This window comes from Nocardia sp. NPDC051321, assembly GCF_044455225.1.
Classification (GTDB): Bacteria; Actinomycetota; Actinomycetes; order Mycobacteriales; family Mycobacteriaceae; genus Nocardia.
Genome location: NZ_JBITEM010000004.1, coordinates 146,228 through 161,541 on the forward strand (window position 1 = coordinate 146,228; position 15,314 = coordinate 161,541).

14 protein-coding genes are annotated in these 15,314 nt (G+C 65.9%); 11 read left to right on the forward strand and 3 right to left on the reverse strand.

Annotation, left to right across the window (positions count from 1 at the left end):
• Nucleotides 1-26: 26 nt before the first annotated feature.
• A complete protein-coding gene (locus ACIA8C_RS10325) occupies nucleotides 27-1,295 on the reverse strand; it encodes a serine hydrolase domain-containing protein (protein WP_397133800.1) in 1,269 nt (422 codons plus the stop codon).
• Nucleotides 1,296-1,379: 84 nt separating this feature from the next.
• Entirely contained in the window at nucleotides 1,380-1,919 is a 540-nt protein-coding gene (locus ACIA8C_RS10330) for a DUF6764 family protein (protein WP_397133067.1), read from the reverse strand.
• Nucleotides 1,920-2,114: 195 nt separating this feature from the next.
• Between ACIA8C_RS10330 and ACIA8C_RS10335 the strand changes: the two genes are divergently transcribed.
• A complete protein-coding gene (locus ACIA8C_RS10335) occupies nucleotides 2,115-2,735 on the forward strand; it encodes a hypothetical protein (RefSeq protein ID WP_397133069.1) in 621 nt (206 codons plus the stop codon).
• 60 nt (nucleotides 2,736-2,795) lie between these two features.
• Complete coding sequence (locus ACIA8C_RS10340; protein WP_397133071.1) at nucleotides 2,796-4,256, forward strand: MFS transporter; 1,461 nt, start codon at nucleotides 2,796-2,798, stop codon at nucleotides 4,254-4,256.
• 180 nt (nucleotides 4,257-4,436) lie between these two features.
• Here the strand turns inward: ACIA8C_RS10340 and ACIA8C_RS10345 are convergent, their stop codons facing one another.
• The gene (locus ACIA8C_RS10345; protein ID WP_397133073.1) at nucleotides 4,437-5,111 is read right to left on the reverse strand and encodes a serine protease; all 675 of its coding nucleotides are present in this window, start codon (nucleotides 5,109-5,111) and stop codon (nucleotides 4,437-4,439) included.
• 562 nt (nucleotides 5,112-5,673) lie between these two features.
• Between ACIA8C_RS10345 and ACIA8C_RS10350 the strand changes: the two genes are divergently transcribed.
• From ACIA8C_RS10350 to ACIA8C_RS10390, 9 genes are all read left to right on the forward strand, one after another.
• Complete coding sequence (locus tag ACIA8C_RS10350; protein ID WP_396994948.1) at nucleotides 5,674-6,492, forward strand: MlaE family ABC transporter permease; 819 nt, start codon at nucleotides 5,674-5,676, stop codon at nucleotides 6,490-6,492.
• A complete protein-coding gene (locus tag ACIA8C_RS10355; protein ID WP_396994950.1) occupies nucleotides 6,493-7,356 on the forward strand; it encodes an ABC transporter permease in 864 nt (287 codons plus the stop codon).
• A gap of 39 nt (nucleotides 7,357-7,395) precedes the next feature.
• The gene (locus tag ACIA8C_RS10360; RefSeq protein WP_397133075.1) at nucleotides 7,396-8,859 is read left to right on the forward strand and encodes an MCE family protein; all 1,464 of its coding nucleotides are present in this window, start codon (nucleotides 7,396-7,398) and stop codon (nucleotides 8,857-8,859) included.
• The gene (locus ACIA8C_RS10365; protein ID WP_397133077.1) at nucleotides 8,856-9,899 is read left to right on the forward strand and encodes an MCE family protein; all 1,044 of its coding nucleotides are present in this window, start codon (nucleotides 8,856-8,858) and stop codon (nucleotides 9,897-9,899) included. Before ACIA8C_RS10360 ends, ACIA8C_RS10365 begins: the two co-directional genes overlap by 4 nt.
• Nucleotides 9,899-10,897, forward strand: a complete 999-nt coding sequence (locus tag ACIA8C_RS10370) for an MCE family protein (protein WP_397133079.1) — start codon at nucleotides 9,899-9,901, stop codon at nucleotides 10,895-10,897. The genes ACIA8C_RS10365 and ACIA8C_RS10370 overlap by 1 nt, the downstream gene beginning before the upstream one ends.
• On the forward strand, nucleotides 10,894-12,003 hold the full coding sequence (locus tag ACIA8C_RS10375; RefSeq protein WP_397133081.1) for an MCE family protein: 1,110 nt from the start codon (nucleotides 10,894-10,896) through the stop codon (nucleotides 12,001-12,003). Before ACIA8C_RS10370 ends, ACIA8C_RS10375 begins: the two co-directional genes overlap by 4 nt.
• An 8-nt stretch (nucleotides 12,004-12,011) precedes the next feature.
• Nucleotides 12,012-13,103 (forward strand): MCE family protein, encoded by a 1,092-nt coding sequence (locus tag ACIA8C_RS10380; RefSeq protein WP_397133083.1) that lies wholly within the window; start codon nucleotides 12,012-12,014, stop codon nucleotides 13,101-13,103.
• Nucleotides 13,100-14,272, forward strand: coding sequence for an MlaD family protein (locus tag ACIA8C_RS10385; RefSeq protein ID WP_397133085.1), 1,173 nt, complete (start codon nucleotides 13,100-13,102; stop codon nucleotides 14,270-14,272). The genes ACIA8C_RS10380 and ACIA8C_RS10385 overlap by 4 nt, the downstream gene beginning before the upstream one ends.
• A gap of 132 nt (nucleotides 14,273-14,404) precedes the next feature.
• The gene (locus ACIA8C_RS10390) at nucleotides 14,405-15,259 is read left to right on the forward strand and encodes a hypothetical protein (protein ID WP_397133087.1); all 855 of its coding nucleotides are present in this window, start codon (nucleotides 14,405-14,407) and stop codon (nucleotides 15,257-15,259) included.
• Nucleotides 15,260-15,314 lie beyond the last annotated feature (55 nt).

Here is a 15,314-nt window from a genome sequence, read left to right on the forward strand (position 1 = left end):
TCACCGGTCCGTGGGTTCGACGCGGTCTAGGAATCGGTTTCGTCGACGACGACCGTCGGTTTGGCCCTGCGCACGGTATTGCGCGCGGTCGCCGCCAACCGAGCCAGCCGGGCGTCGCCCAGCGCGGTCACCGCGTTGCCGAGCCGGTTGGTGACGAAGGCGATCGACATGCCGAGCTCCGGATCGGCGTAGGCGCCCGACCCGCCGACACCGTAGTGCCCGAACGCCTTTCGCGGCTGCTGCTTGGACATCAACACCGGCCGGTGGTATCCGAGGGTGAACCGCAGCGGCAACCCGAGCACGTAGTCGCGGCTCTCGGCGGGCTGCACCTGGTTGATGGTCTCGATCGTCTCCGGCCGCAGGAACTGCACGGTCTCGCCGCGTTGCGGCACGTAGACCCGGCCCTCGTTGGCCAGCGCCCCGTACATCCTGGCCAGCGCGCGCGCCGAGAAGACGCCGTTCCAGCCCGGCATCACGGCGTCGTGTACCCGTGGGTCGCGGACCAGTTCGTCGAAGCTCTCCGGCATGCCTGCCTCGGCCAGCCCGCGAATCGGGCGCACCCAGGACAGCACCGACGAGGCGGTGTTCCAGCGAATTCCCGGCGGGCTCAGGTGCGGAAAGATCTTGGCGATCCGATAGCGCTGCGATTCCGGTACCCGGAACCAGAATTCGTCGAGACCGAGCGGCTCGGCGATCTCTCTGCGCACCACGTCGGTGAACGGATCACCGGTGACGCGCTGCACGATCTCGGCGACCAGCCAGCCGAAGGTGATCGCGTGATAGCCCGAGGTGCGGATGCGGCGCGGATCCGGCGGGCTGTCCGCCAGCGCCTGGATCACCGCGTCGTAGTCGAGGATGCCCTCCCGGCCGGGGACGAGGCCACGCACCCGATGCAGCCCGGCCCGGTGTGAGAGCACATCGCGCACGGTGATGTCGTCCTTGCCGTGCGCGGCGAATTCGGGCCAGTAGCGGGCGACCGGCGCGTTGTAGTCGATCAGTCCGCGTTCGGCCAGCCGGTGCACCACGGTGGAGGCGACACCCTTGCCAGTGGAGAAGGTCAGCGCGACGGTGTCACCGTTCCAGCGTCGATCCTTAGCGGCCCAGCCACCCCAGATATCCACAACGGGCTTGCCGTCGAGGTAGACGGCCAGGGCTCCGCCGCCGCGGCTCGACTGGCTGAACATGCCGAAGAATTGGTCGGCCAGGCGGATGAACCGCGGGTCGACCCGCATCTCTTTGGGCGCGGCGAGCTTGCCGTTCGCCGAGTCGGCGGCGTCGAAGCCGCCCGCTGCCATTGCCGAAACCATCAGGTCTCACCTCCTCGGAGCGCTTGCGAGCGCCGGTGCGCGAGGCCGCACCACCGATTGCGGGTGCGTCCCTCAGGGTAGCTGGTGCGCCGGGGTCTGCCAGCGGCCGAAGGGCGTGCTGAGGCAGGTGTCGCCGGTCCGCGAATTCCAGGCGAAAGCCCCGCCACCCAGGCACACCACGGCGTGATCGGCGCTCTGCGCGCCGGCCCGGGACCCGTCCAGCGCGACCGACACCGCGACGATCGGCACTCCGGGACTGGCCGAAACCTCACCGCTGTCAATGGAACTCGAGGCGATCGCGTCCTGGCCGATCCCGATCGCGATCGGCATCCCGCCTGCACCGCTGCTTGCGCCGACGCCACCGCGGACGCCGACGCCGACCGCCGTGGCTCCTGCGGTGGCGTTCGCGTAGCCGACACCGTCGATGCCAAGGGATTTCGCCTGTCCGAGCAGGTCGGTGGCGGCACGACAGGCCGTTCGCCCCTCGATGACTGTGATGTCCGTCCCGTTTTCCGAAGTGCAATGCACATCGGTAGCTGAGGCCAGCCCCGGTACTCCGAGAGAGGTGACCACCGCGGCGGCCGAGCAGACGATCACGCTGATCAGCTTCACCGGCACCTCCTCTCCAACTCTGAAAACCCACTGTACTCAGATCGGTTGCTGGAACCTCGATTCCACGGTCGAGTCGACGTGTGCGCGTTCCATGGTGTATGCATGGCGTGTATTTCAAGCACAGCTTTATTTTGTTTACTTCGGATTCTTACGGGGGCGTGAGTTCGGAGCGTGACAGCTCGGGAGGACTGTTTCGTGTCTGGTCAACTGACCTGGGGTCGTGTCGCGTTTGCGTCATTCGTCGCGGCGGCCGCGCTGGCACTGGTCGGCTGTAGTTCGACGGTCAGCGGTCACGCGCAGCCCGCGGTGGACAACGGCACCATCAACGCCGTCTCGATCACCAGCACACCGAAGCCGTCCCCTGGCCGGCCGACCACCGGCAAGCCGACGCCGACCAGCAAGGGCGGCAACACCGACTTCCAGGCCAACGAGGGCGATTGCGTCACCCTCGGCGGCACCACCTCGAACGCCACCATCGCGAAGGCGTCCTGTGGTAGCCGCGCGGCCAACTACAAGGTGATCGGCAAGGCGCCGAAGAGCACCCAGTGCGTTGGCGACGCCGACAACTACTACGCCGAGACCCTCAACGGGATCGAGCAGGGCGCGTACTGCCTGGACATCGACTGGGTGGTCGGCGGCTGCATGGACGTCGGCGGGGACGACCCCAAGCGGGTCGACTGCACCGGCGCGTCGCCGGTCAAGGGCGTCAAGGTGGTCAAGCGGGTGGAGGGCGCCGACGACGTTAACGTCTGCGGCAGCGGCACCGGATACGTCTACGAGCAGCGCCACTTCGTCGTCTGCGTCCAGGAGATCTGACACCGTTGCGCCCAGCGTGAACTGCCGGAAAACCCGGCATCGGGCGGCTAAGTTGGGTCGGTGAGCACGACTGATCTCCCCCGGCTGAAATCGGCCACCGGCCGCTGGATTCTGCTGGCCACCATCCTCGGCTCGTCGGTGGCCTCGCTCGACGCCACCGTCGTGAACATCGCGCTGCCGCGCATCGGCGAATCGCTGAACACCGATGTGGCAGGCCTGCAGTGGACGTTGAACGGGTACACGCTGACGCTGGCCTCGTTCATCCTGCTCGGCGGCTCGCTCGGCGACCGCCTCGGCAGGCGCAAGGTGTTCGTCTGGGGCACCATCGGTTTCGCGGTGGCCTCGGTGCTGTGTGGCGCCGCGATGAACATCGAGATGCTGGTGTTCGCACGCATCCTGCAGGGCGTCGCGGGTGCCATGCTGACGCCGGGCAGCCTCGCGCTGATCTCCTCCTCCATCGATCGGCGTGATCAAGGCGCGGCGATCGGCCTGTGGTCTGGCTTCGGCGGGGTGGCGGGCGCGTTCGGGCCGTTCCTCGGCGGTTGGCTGATCGAGCTGGCAGGCTGGCGCTCCATCTTCTTCATCAATGTTCCGCTCACCCTCGTTGTGGTGCTCGTCGCGCTGAAACACGTGCCGGAGAGCCATGATCCGAATGCCAAAGCGCGGCTGGACGTGCCGGGCGCGGTGGTGGTCGCGCTCGCGCTCGGCGCGCTGACCTTCGGCCTGATCGAGACCATGCCGCTGCTGATCGTGGCGGGCGTACTGCTGCTCACCGCGTTCGTGGTGATCGAGATGCGCAGCGATCATCCGCTGGTTCCGCCGGTGCTGTTCGCCTCCCGGGTATTCACCGCCGCAAACCTGGTCACCCTGGCGGTCTATGCCGCGCTCGGCGGCGTCTTCTTCCTGCTGATCCTGGAATTGCAGCTGGTGGCGGGATATTCGCCGCTGATGTCGGGCGTGGCGACGGTCCCGATCACGCTCATCATGCTGGTGCTTTCGGCGCCCGCCGGACGCTGGGCGCAGCAGCACGGCCCGCGCATTCCGATGACGATCGGCCCGCTGCTCGCCGCGGGCGGTCTGCTGTTGCTGCTGCGGATCGGGCCGGACACCGCGTATTTCACCGATGTGCTGCCCGGCGTGCTGGTCTTCGGCTTCGGCCTGGCGGCGCTGGTTGCCCCGCTGACCGGGGCCGTGCTCGGCGCGGTGCCGTCCAGCGAGGCGGGCATCGCCTCCGGGGTGAACAACGCCGTCGCGCGGACCGCGCAACTACTCGCCGTCGCCGCGCTGCCCGGCCTGGCCGGAATCTCCGGGGCCCTCGGCGATCCGGTCGCCTTCAACCACGGCTTCGGTACCGCCATGTGGATCTGTGCCGGCCTGCTGCTCGCCGGTGCGGTACTCGCGGCCGCGCTGCTCCGGCCGGCCCGCCGCCCCGCCACCTTGGACAGCGTCGACTGCATGCCGCAGTGCGCGGTGTCCGGACCTGCGATCGCACCGGTCCAGACCGAGAAGTCAGCGCAATAACGAGAAGTGGGCGGGCGCAACCGGTTCAGTCAACCGGGGCGCCCGCGCAGTCCCGCCTCTCCGGGTATTCAGGCCAGATCTAGGTGCGCGACTGTGGCGTCGGCGGCCGACGGTGCCGGGGGGTGGATGGGTAAGCCCGTACCCGGGGAGTTACCCATGTACTCCCCGGGATCAGTCGTCTCAGATGGGCAAATAACCTGCGCCAACGCCGCCACGGGCGTTGATGTCGTCCATGATCGTGCTCATGTTGGTGCCGACCTCGGGGCCGAAGCAGGCCATGGCGAGGTAGGCGTTCACCATGCCGACGAGGGTGGAGCCGATGACCACCGGCGCGCCGGAATCGCCTTCCACCACGCACATCTGGCTCCAGGTCTCCATGTTCGACCCGAAGACGTCACCCCAGCTGATGCCGCAGGTGTTGCCGGTGGTGCGGCCTTCCTTGCACACGATGTTCGGGAACGCCGCGGGTGCGCCGAGCCCGGTGATGGTGACATTGCCGACCCGGTTCACCGGGACGACCTTGCCCGGCTCGAACTGGATAACGGCGTAGTCCAGATCATGGTTGGAGTAGACGAACCGGCCGATCACGCCGGCGCCGCGGTTGCTCTCGGCGAATACCTCGGCACCGGGATCGCCGCAGTGGCCTGCCGTCAGGCCGACGAGCCTGCCCGCGTTGTCGTGGCCGACGGTGGTGACGGTGCATTCGAATTGGTTATCGATGATGATGCCGGAACCTCCGCCCACGACCGGCGGCCCGGGCTCGGCCTGAGCGGCCCCCGCGCCCGTCCCGAGTAGCGCCGCACCGAGGGCTACGGCGAAGGCGGCGTTTGCCACCTTGGCGAGTTTGCTGAACATGTCCCTCCAGACGTCGGAAGTCCGCACGATATCAATCTGTCGCACCCATCGTGTCAGTATTCGAGCCCGGGCGCGTCTTCTACTACGGGGTGTCCCGCCACGGGCGAGCCTTAACCCCATTTTTAGACATAAGCACATTATGTCTCTTATTTGTAATAATAGCGACAGGCTATGAAAAGGAAGGATAGCCGCTTGGAGTTTGTACTCGAACAGTAGTACAGCCCGTTCTGTTCGGTTCCGGAAACAAATGCGATTTTGAATGAACTCTATCCGAATAAATTAGTGTGATGATCATGTCTGGGCGGCAGATTCGCCTGGTTGACCTGTAACTTGTTCCAGAAGAACCACCCACTTTTTTGGGCGCTGACCCAATGCTGGTGGCCTGCGCCATAGCGTTTAGACCACAGTGACCGAGGTCTATGACTGCAATCACAGGAGGGTGGTGTGTTCTGGCTTACTACGTAGTAAGGTGCGTCAAGCAAACAAGTCGTCGGGGCAGCCAACCGGCGTCGAGAGGGGTTAGCCAGTGCAGTCGACCAAGAGTCCTCCAACAGGATCACGGATGAGTGATGCGGTCGATTGGACCAAGGGTTACTGGACGGACCATCCGAAGGCTTCGCTGGAGACCTTCGGTCGCCAGATCACCATGGGGATCGCCGCGGTCGCCGAGTTGTTCATCGCCATCTTCCGCCGCCGTTTCCCGTTCAACGAGTTCGTCCGCCAGTGCGCGTTCATGGCCAGTGTCTCGGCCGCGCCCACGCTGTTGGTCGCCATCCCGATCGGCGTCATCGTCTCCATCCAGGTCGGCTCGATCGCAGGCCAGGTGGGTGCCACCTCGTTCATCGGCGCGGCAAACGGCCTCGGCATCATTCAGCAGGGCGCTCCCCTCGTCACCTCGCTGATGATCGCGGGCGCCGTCGGCTCGGCGGTGTGCGCCGACCTCGGCTCGCGCACCATCCGGGAAGAGATCGACGCCATGAAGGTGATGGGCGTCGATCCGATGCGCAGGCTGGTCGCCCCCCGGCTCGGCGCGGCGATGCTGGTGAGTGTGCTGCTCTGTGGCTTCGTCGTTTTTGTCGGATTCTTGACCGGTTACATCTTCAACATTTTCGCGCAGAACGGAACGCCGGGTTCCTACATCGGCACGTTCTCGTCGTTCGCGGTTACTACCGATCTCTTTGTCGCGCTTGTCAAATCGTTGATTTTCGGACTACTCGCCGCAATCATCGCGTGCGACAACGGATTGAACGCGCGCGGTGGCCCCGGCGGCGTGGCCAACGCGGTGAATTCCGCGGTGGTGAGTTCCGCCATCATGCTGTTCGGCGTGAATCTCGTCATCACGCAGGTGTACAACGCACTGTTCCCGTCACAGGTGGTCTGAGTGTCGTCGACATATGTTCCCCCGCTGCTGCGGCCGTTCCAGCAGCTTCGCAAGTCCGCGAACGCGCCGGTCGATCTGCTCGCCAAACTGGGCCATCAGGTGTTCTTCCTGCTGCGCTCGATCGGCTCGATCCCGTTGGCGCTCAAGCACTATCCCAAGGAAGTGTGGCGGCTACTCTCCGATGTCTCCTGGGGCAACGGGAATCTGGTCGTCGGCGGCGGCACCATCGGCGTCGTGGTCATCCTCAGCGCGTTCGGCGGCATGACCGTCGGCATTCAGGGTTACAACTCGCTGAACCTGTTGGGCCTGAGCCCGATCACCGGCGCCATCTCCGCCTTCGCCACCACGCGTGAGCTCGGGCCGCTGCTCGCCACCATCGCCTTCGCCGCGCAGGCGGGCTGCCGGTTCACCGCGCAACTCGGCGCCATGCGCATCTCGGAGGAGATCGACGCGCTGGAGTCCATCGCGATCCGGCCGCTGCCCTACCTGATCAGCACCAGGATGTTCGCGGCGATGGTCGCCATCATCCCGCTGTACTGCCTCGGCCTGGCCATGGCCTACCTCTCCTGCTCGCTGACCGTGCAGCTGATCGGCGGCACCGCCAGCGGCACCTACCAGCACTACTTCTACCAATTCCTGGTGCCGACGGACGTGATCTACTCGCTGGTCAAGGCGATCCTGTTCGTCGCGATCACCACGTTCATCCAGTGCTACTACGGCTTCTTCGCCTCCGGCGGACCGGAAGGCGTCGGCGTCGCGGCCGGCCGGGCGATCAAGGTGTGCATCATCGCGGTCGTCTTCGCGAACCTGTTCATGACTTTGGCGATCTGGGGCATCAACCCCGGCATCAGGATCTCGGGGTAGCACCAGATGATCATCGATCCAAGTGGGCGTGGTCCCACAATGCGTCAGCTGCTTGTCGCGGGACTGGCAGGCTTGATCGTGCTCGCGCTGGTGCTCGGCTTCCTGACGCTGCGCTACCAGGGGTACTTCATCGACAAGGTGAACGTCACGGCGAACCTCACCACCACCGGTGACGGGTTGCCCTCGCAGGCCGACGTCAAGTTCCGCGGCGTGCTGGTCGGCGCGGTCAAGCAGGTCGAGGTCGCGGCCAAGGGCGAGCTGCAGAAGGTGCAGATCGAGGTGAAGCCGGAGTTCGCCAAGGGCGTGCCCGCCAACGTCACCGCCCGGGTGGTGCCGAGCAACCTGTTCGCCGTCACCTCGGTCGAGCTGGTCTTCAACGGACCGGCGGACCAGTACCTGCACGAGGGCTCGATCATCGAGGAAGACCGCAGCAAGGGCACGCTCGCGCTGCAGGACACGCTCACCACGGTGCGCAACATCCTCGACCGGATCGACCCGGTGCAGTTCGGCCGGGTACTCGGCACGCTGTCCCAGGCGCTCGACGGCAGCGGCCGGATGCCGGGCTCGACCGTCGAGCGGTTCGACCACTGGCTGCAATCGGTCGACGACGCGATCCCGAACCTCGGCGTGATGCTCGGCGACTTCTCCAGCTCGTTCCACGCGCTGAACGAGTCCTCGCCGGAACTGCTCGACGTGCTCGGCACCTCGGTGCAGACCGCGCGGACCATCGCCGATCGGCGCAGCGAGCTTGTCTCGCTGATCACCGGGACGAGCAGCACGATCGACACCGTGAACGATCTGTTCGCCCGCAACGGCGACGTCGGCAAGCAGGTGACCGCGGGCACCAGCGACATGTTCGGCGCGTTGGCCGCGGATCCCAACGCGATCACCCAGACGATCCTGAACCTCAGCGAAACGACCCGCAGGATGGACTCCACCTTCACCTGGGGCCCGCAGCATCAGCAGCGGTGGGACGCGGGCATCACGCTCACCCCGTACAAGCCGTACACGGTGGCCGACTGCCCGCGCTACGGCGAACTGGCCGGACCGAGCTGTGCCACCGCGCCCGCGGTGAACGAGCTGCCGCCGCTGCCGGACAACCTGAAGCCGAGGGCGCTCGACTCGGCGGCAGGCCTGCCGCCGGTGGTGCCGATGCCAGGACTGCCCGCGATACCCGGCGTCACCATGCCGGACTCGCGGCCCGCCGACGCCGCGGTGCCGAGCGCGCCACGGCCGTTCGCCGGCACCCCGCTCGAGGGTCTGTTCCCGATGCTGCCCGGCCTTGGTCAGCCGCCCGCTCCGGCGCCCGCTCCGGCCCAGGGACCGGTGGCGCCGGCTGCCGCACCGGCAGGCACACCGTCGGCCAGCGAGATCTCCTACCAGGGTGACGCGGCGATCACGGCATTGCTCGGCCGCAAGCCGACCATCGCCGAATATCTGCTGCTGAGCTCGATTTTGAAGGGCGGGACCATGCACGTGGCCGACAACCGGGTAGGCCGATGAGTATTCGTAAACCGCTGATCGGGTTCGGTATTTTCGCGATCGTTTCGATTCTCGTCACGATCGTGGTTTGGAATACGCTGGCGCGCATCGTCAATGGTGATACGAACACGTATTCGGCGACCTTCTCCGATGTGCTCGGCCTGCATGAGGGCGACGATGTCCGAATGGCGGGCGTGCGGGTCGGCAAGATCGACAAGATCGAGCTGAACCGCGACGCCAAGTCGAAAAAGCAAGTGGCCAAGGTGACCTTCGTCGTGCAGCGGGATCAAACGCTCTTCGACGACACCAAAGCCCTTGTCCGCTACCAGAATCTGATCGGCCAGCGGTATGTGGCCTTGGCCCCGGGCAAGTCGTCGAGCCCGGCGCAGCTGAAGAACAACGCGTCGATCCCGCTGGACCGGACCGAGCCGTCGTTCGACGTTTCGGGCCTGCTCAACGGTTTTCAGCCGCTGTTCCAGGCGTTGCAGCCCGAGCAGGTGAACCGCCTCTCCGAGACCTTCATCCAAGCGTTGCAGGGTGACGGAGTCTCGTTGAGCGCGTTCATCGTTCAGGCCGCCCAGCTGGCCACCGACTTCCAGCGCCGCGACGCGATCCTGACCGATGTGATCTCCAACCTCTCCGGCGTGATGGCGGGGTTGGCCAAACGAGGTGATGAATTGGAGACCCTGGTGACGCAGACCCGGGCCTTGATCGGCGGGTTGTACGAGCAGGGCCAGTCGCTGCAGACCTCGACGGTGCAGATCGCCAACGCGACCAGCTCGCTGGTCGACATGGTCGGTCAGATCCAGCCGAAGCTGCAGACCGCGCAGAACTCGACGAGCGCCGCGCTGACCCTGCTGCTTGCCAACGGCGCCAAGCTGGATCAGGCCGCGGTCGACCTGCCCAAGCTGTTGTCGGCCGCGGGCAGGCACACCTCGGAGGGCGGCTACGCCAACGCCTATCTCTGCGGCTTGGACGTCTCGCTCTACGGCGTGCTGTTCCCGCGCGGGCTGTTCTCGCAGATCGGTGGCACTTCGCACTCGGCGGTGTGCCGCCCATGATGACGAAGCTGAAAGCAAGATTCGCCGCCAACCGCTACTTCTGGCTCGGCATTCTCGGCGGCGCGCTCATCGTGGTGCTGCTGCTCGCGTCCGGCCTGGTCAAGCTGATCGGCGTCGGTGAGCAGACGGTCAAGGCCGAGTTCGTGCAGGCCGCAGGGGTCAAGGTCGGCGACCGGGTCAGCGTGGCAGGCGTGACCAGCGGCCGCGTCGACGGCGCGAAGCTCGAGGGCGATCACGTGCTGCTGACGCTGAGCGTCAACAACGGCGTGAAGCTCGGCCCCGATGCGCACGCCTCGATCAAGATGGCCACGCTGCTCGGCGCCAGGTACGTCGACCTCGATCCCGGCGACGGCTCGGGCCTCAAGGGCGGCCGAATCCCGGTGTCCAACACCGCGGTTCCGTACAACCTGGCCGATGTGGTGCAGGAGGGCACGCCGAAGTTCGAGGCACTCGACACCAAGAAACTGTCGGACTCGCTGAACCTGATCAACCAGCAGATGGGCGATTCCCCCCAGCTGATGGCGCAGGCGCTGGACAGCGTCGGCGCCTTGGCCAAGGTGATGGATAGCCGCAAGGGCGAGGTCGACAGCCTGCTGAAGGACCTGAACCGGGTCACCCAGATCCTCGGCGACAACCGCAACAGCGTGCTGCTGGTGATCACCCAGGGTGAGGCCATCGCGAACCGGGTGATGGAACGTCAGGGTCTGCTGCGTCAGCTGCTCGACAACGTCGCGTCGCTGACCAAGCAGCTGCAAGAGATCGGCGCCCAGAACGACAACCAGCTCGGCCCGACCATCGAGCAGCTGAACACGATGTCCGAGGGCTTGCAGAAGAACAAGGACAACCTGGATCGACTGCTGTCGCTGATGCCGCCGACCGTGCGCTACCTGGCGAACTCCTGGGGCGGCAACGGACCGTACGGCAGCGTCGGGCTGCCGTGGATCTTCCCGGACAACTGGCTGTGCTTCGCTCAAGTGATAGAGGGGTGCCAGGGATGACCTTCCTGAAGGCCGTCAAGGTACGGACTATCGTCAAAACGCTCGTGATCAGCGCCGCGGCGTTCGCCGTCGGCAGTTGCTCGCTGGTGCCGAGTTCGGTGAACAACGCGCTCGGCCAAACGATGCAGATCACCGCGGACTTCGAGAACATCGCGGGCATCTACGAGGGCAACCCGATCACCGTGCTCGGCCTCGATGTTGGCAAGGTCGACAAGATCGTGCCGAAGAGCACCTTCATCGAGGTGCACATGTCGATCAACAACGACGTGAAGATCCCGAAAGACGCGATGGCCGCGATCATCTCGCCGTCCATCGTCACCGACCGGCACGTCGAACTCACCCCCGTCTATACCAAGGGCGACACGCTGGCCGACGGCGCGCACCTGCCGCTGGCCAAGACCAAGACGCCGGTCGAACTCGACACGATGATCAAGACCATCGATCAGTTCTCCGCCGCGCTCAAGCCGGAACCGGGCAGCGAGGGCATCGGCCCGCTCTCCGGCCGGGTGCTGTACCCGATGATGAACGGCAACGGCGAGAAGATGCGCGACACGCTCAACGCGCTGTCCGGCGCGCTGAAGGTCGGCGTCGACAACAAGGACGCGGTCTCCAACATCATCGTCAAGCTCAACGAGCTGACCACGATGCTGGCCGACAACGACCAGTCGGTGCGCGACTTCAGCAACCGGATGACCCAGATGACCGGCCTGCTCGCCGATCAGGCGCCCGGCCTGGAGGCGACGTTGAATCAGATCAACGACTTCCTGGCCAACACCAGCAGCACTCTCGCGCAGCATCAGGATCAGCTGGCGGGCAGCCTGGCCGGCTTGACCAACGTCACCCAGCAGTTGCGCGACAATGCCTACGGCCTCACCGAAATCGTCGATGTGGCGCCGATGGTCTTCCAGAACGTCAACAACATCATGAACCGCGAGCACGGCTACGTCCGGCTGAGCGCGCTCATCGGCACCACGCTGAGCGGCGAACTGGTGAGCCTGTTCTGCGAGCGCATCCAGATGAAGGCAGACGGTTGCCGCACCGGAAACATGCACGACTTCGGACCCGACTACGGTCTCACCGCAGCGCTGCTCGGACTGACGAAATGACGTACCGAATGACGATCAAGGCACGCCGCGCGCTGGTGGCCGTCGCGGCGGTGGCGGGCGTCGGGATCACCTCCGGCTGCGGTCTCACGGTGGAGAAACTTCCGCTGCCCAAGCCCGGTGTTTCCGGCGAAACCTACACCGTGCACGCGGTTTTCGAGAACGCGCTGAACCTGCCGGACCAGGCGAAGGTGAAGATCGGCGGTTCCGATGTCGGGGTGGTCTCCAACATCAAGACCAAGAACTTCCAGGCCGTTGTCGACCTGACCATCCGCAAGGACATCGAGCTGCCCAAGGACAGCACCGCGGAGTTGCGCCAGGCCACGCCGCTCGGTGACGTGTTCGTCGCGGTGTCCAAGGCCAAGGCCGGGTCGGGCACCGAAATGCTGCACAACGGCGACACTCTCGGCTTGGACAAGACCTCGGCGGGCGCGACAGTAGAGCAGCTGCTGATCTCGATCTCGCTGCTGTTCAACGGCGGTGGTGTCGCCAGCCTCAGCAAGCTGACCTCGGAGCTGGACTCCATCGTCGGTGGTCGTGGCGGTCAGCTGTCCCACCTGATCACCGAAATGACCGGTGTGGTCGGCAGTTTGAACGACAACAGCGCGAAGGTCGACGGCGTGCTCAACGAGTTCAGCGCGCTGGCCAACACCATCGAGGCCCGCCGCGGTGAGCTCGGCCAGGTGGCCGACACGCTGCCGCAGATGATCGGCGCCATCGCCGAAAACAACCGGGCCATCGGCGATCTGCTGACCAAGGTGTCCACCACCAGCGCCGCGCTCGGTGACTACGCCGACACCTCCGGCCAGCAGCTGGGCAGCCTGCTCGACAACACCCACAAGTTGATGGACGCGTTGGCCAATACCGGCGACAACCTCGGCATCCTGCTCGATCGGTTCCGGGAGATCCGGCCCAAGGTGGACAACACCTTCCGCGGCGGCAGCTTCGCCATCTACGCCACCGCGACCAACCTCGACCTCAGCGCGCTGACCGATCCGCAGCACGGCGGATTCCAGGACCTGCGTGACATCCAGGATCTCGCGGGCAGCTTGATCCAGGTGCTGCAGATCGTGCAGAACCGAGTGCAGGGGGGCCACCGATGATGGCGAAACTGATGCAGCACAAGCTGGTGCTGTCCAGCATCGGCCTGGTGCTGGTGTTCCTGATCGGTGCCACCTACTTGATGATCAGCGTCATGCGGGTGAACCCGTTGAAGTCCAGTTACACCGTCACGGTGAACCTGGACCGCTCGGGCGGGCTGCAGCCGGGCAACGATGTGACCCTGCGCGGCTACCGGGTCGGCAAGGTGACCTCGATCAAGCTGACCGATCGCGGGCAAGCCATCGCCGCGGCGGCCGAAATCGAAAGCAAGTACAAGATCCCGGTCGACACCGAGATCTCGGTGCAGGCCCTCTCCGGCGCGGGCGAGCAGTACATCGACTTCCGCCCGGCCACCGAGCGGGCGCCGTTTCTCGGCGACGGCGCGGTGATCAAGTACGACGCGGCGAAGATCAAGACGCCGACCCCGATCTGGTCGGTCTTCGAAAACGCCAGCGCGCTCATCGCGCAGGTCGATCCGGACAAGTTCAGCGTCATCCTGCGCGAACTCGATACCGCGCTCAGCGGCGGCCCTGATCAGTTGCGCGGCATGATCAACGGCATCAGTCTGGCCATGGCCGGGTTCGACAATCTGCTGCCGCAGACCACCAACCTGATTGCCAACCTGCGCACCGTCGCGAACACGACCTCCAATGCCCAGCCCGACCTCGGCACGCTGACCCGCAATTCCGGCACGCTGTTCGAACAGTTCAACAACGCCAACACCGAACTGCAAGGCATCCTCGAAAAGGCGCCCGGACAGCTGAGCAGCCTCGGCGCGGTGCTGGACAAGACCAGTGATCCGATCACCAGCCTGGCCACCAACTTCGCCGCGATGACCAAGGCCGCGCAGCTGCGTCTGCCCGCGTTGCGCGCGCTGTTCCCCTCGCTCGCGCTCGGCGCGGACGCGCTCGGCGTGCCCGCGCACGAGGGCGAATTCCACGCCATCCTCGACATCTGGCCGCGGCCGTACTGCACTTACAACACGCCGCATATCCGCAATGAAGTCGTCCAGGACGGCACGATTCCCAAGTGGAACTACTGCGAGAACACGCCTCCTGGCCTGGAAATCCGTGGCGCGGCCAACGCGCCGCGCCCCGATGTGCCGAACAACGGCGCGCAAATGCCGCCGGGTGTGGATCCGAACGAGCGGACCCTGCCCCCGGTGCGGTGAGTCGCCCCCGGTCCCGCGACGAAACCGTGGGTCCGGGCATACTCGCCGAGACAACGCGTACGGTTCGCCCGAGATGCGGGCCCGTCAGTCGATCGGTGCGCCCGCGCGCCGGGAAAGTGCAGGTTTGTATCGATGTCCACCGATGACGCCGACACCAATAAAGACACCGAGGGCGCCGCGGTGCCCGCGAGCGATGCGGCAGGGAAGGCCGAGGACGCGACCGCGGCGAAGCCCGAACTGCCGAAGCCGGATTCCGAGTCGTCGGCGACCGACACCGTCGCGATCGACAAGGCCGATGAGGCAGCGCCGAAGACCGATCTCGGTAAGGGTGCGGGCAGCAGCCCGGCCACCAAGGGCCGGCCCACCTCGGTGCCGCTGATCGCCGCGTTCGTGGCCGGCGTGCTCGCGGTGGCCGCGATCACCGCGGTGGTGGTGTTCTTCCTGCAGGGCAAGGACCGCGGCGACAAGCTCGACGCGATCCGGGATTCGACGCAGGCCGGATGCGCCTTCGCCAAGGACGTCTCCGACTACGACTACACAAAGAATCTCGACGACTACTTCACCAAGGTGAAGTCCGGGGCCAGCGGCGAATTCCTCAAGGAGTTCGACGACGCGACCAAGGCGCTGCAGGATGCCATGGTGAAGGCTCAGGTGAAGTCCTGGACCGACGACGTGCAGTGCGGTTACCAGTCCGGTGACAAGACCGAGGCGAAGGTGCTGGTCACCCTCACCCAGTACCGGACCAACTTCACCCAGACGACGCCGGAGCGGCAGTACGTCGTCTTCGTCGCGCAGCTCACCAAGTCCGGCGACAAGTGGCTGGTCGAGAAGCTCGATTCGCCGATGCTCAAGGGCACTGGCACCGGGCTGCCCGGTGCTCCGGCTCCCGCCCCCGGTGCGCCCGGGCCCGGTGGAACACCTGCTCCCGGTGGGGCACCCGCGCCGCCGGGCGGGCAGCCCGCGCCCGCCCCGCAGCCGGGTAACTAGCTCTACGAGTGCCTCCGGCGGTGGGCCGAGCCACCACCGCCGGAGGTCATTCGGG

Bases quoted from the DNA above. Each gene is read 5' to 3' on its own strand.
- ACIA8C_RS10365 (WP_397133077.1), top strand. From the start codon at position 8,856: ATGAGTATTCGTAAACCGCTGATCGGGTTCGGTATTTTCGCGATCGTT.
- ACIA8C_RS10345 (WP_397133073.1), bottom strand. From the start codon at position 5,111: ATGTTCAGCAAACTCGCCAAGGTGGCAAACGCCGCCTTCGCCGTAGCC.
- ACIA8C_RS10370 (WP_397133079.1), top strand. From the start codon at position 9,899: ATGACGAAGCTGAAAGCAAGATTCGCCGCCAACCGCTACTTCTGGCTC.
- ACIA8C_RS10350 (WP_396994948.1), top strand. From the start codon at position 5,674: ATGAGTGATGCGGTCGATTGGACCAAGGGTTACTGGACGGACCATCCG.
- ACIA8C_RS10390 (WP_397133087.1), top strand. From the start codon at position 14,405: ATGTCCACCGATGACGCCGACACCAATAAAGACACCGAGGGCGCCGCG.
- ACIA8C_RS10385 (WP_397133085.1), top strand. From the start codon at position 13,100: ATGATGGCGAAACTGATGCAGCACAAGCTGGTGCTGTCCAGCATCGGC.
- ACIA8C_RS10325 (WP_397133800.1), bottom strand. From the start codon at position 1,295: ATGGCAGCGGGCGGCTTCGACGCCGCCGACTCGGCGAACGGCAAGCTC.
- ACIA8C_RS10360 (WP_397133075.1), top strand. From the start codon at position 7,396: ATGCGTCAGCTGCTTGTCGCGGGACTGGCAGGCTTGATCGTGCTCGCG.
- ACIA8C_RS10375 (WP_397133081.1), top strand. From the start codon at position 10,894: ATGACCTTCCTGAAGGCCGTCAAGGTACGGACTATCGTCAAAACGCTC.
- ACIA8C_RS10380 (WP_397133083.1), top strand. From the start codon at position 12,012: ATGACGATCAAGGCACGCCGCGCGCTGGTGGCCGTCGCGGCGGTGGCG.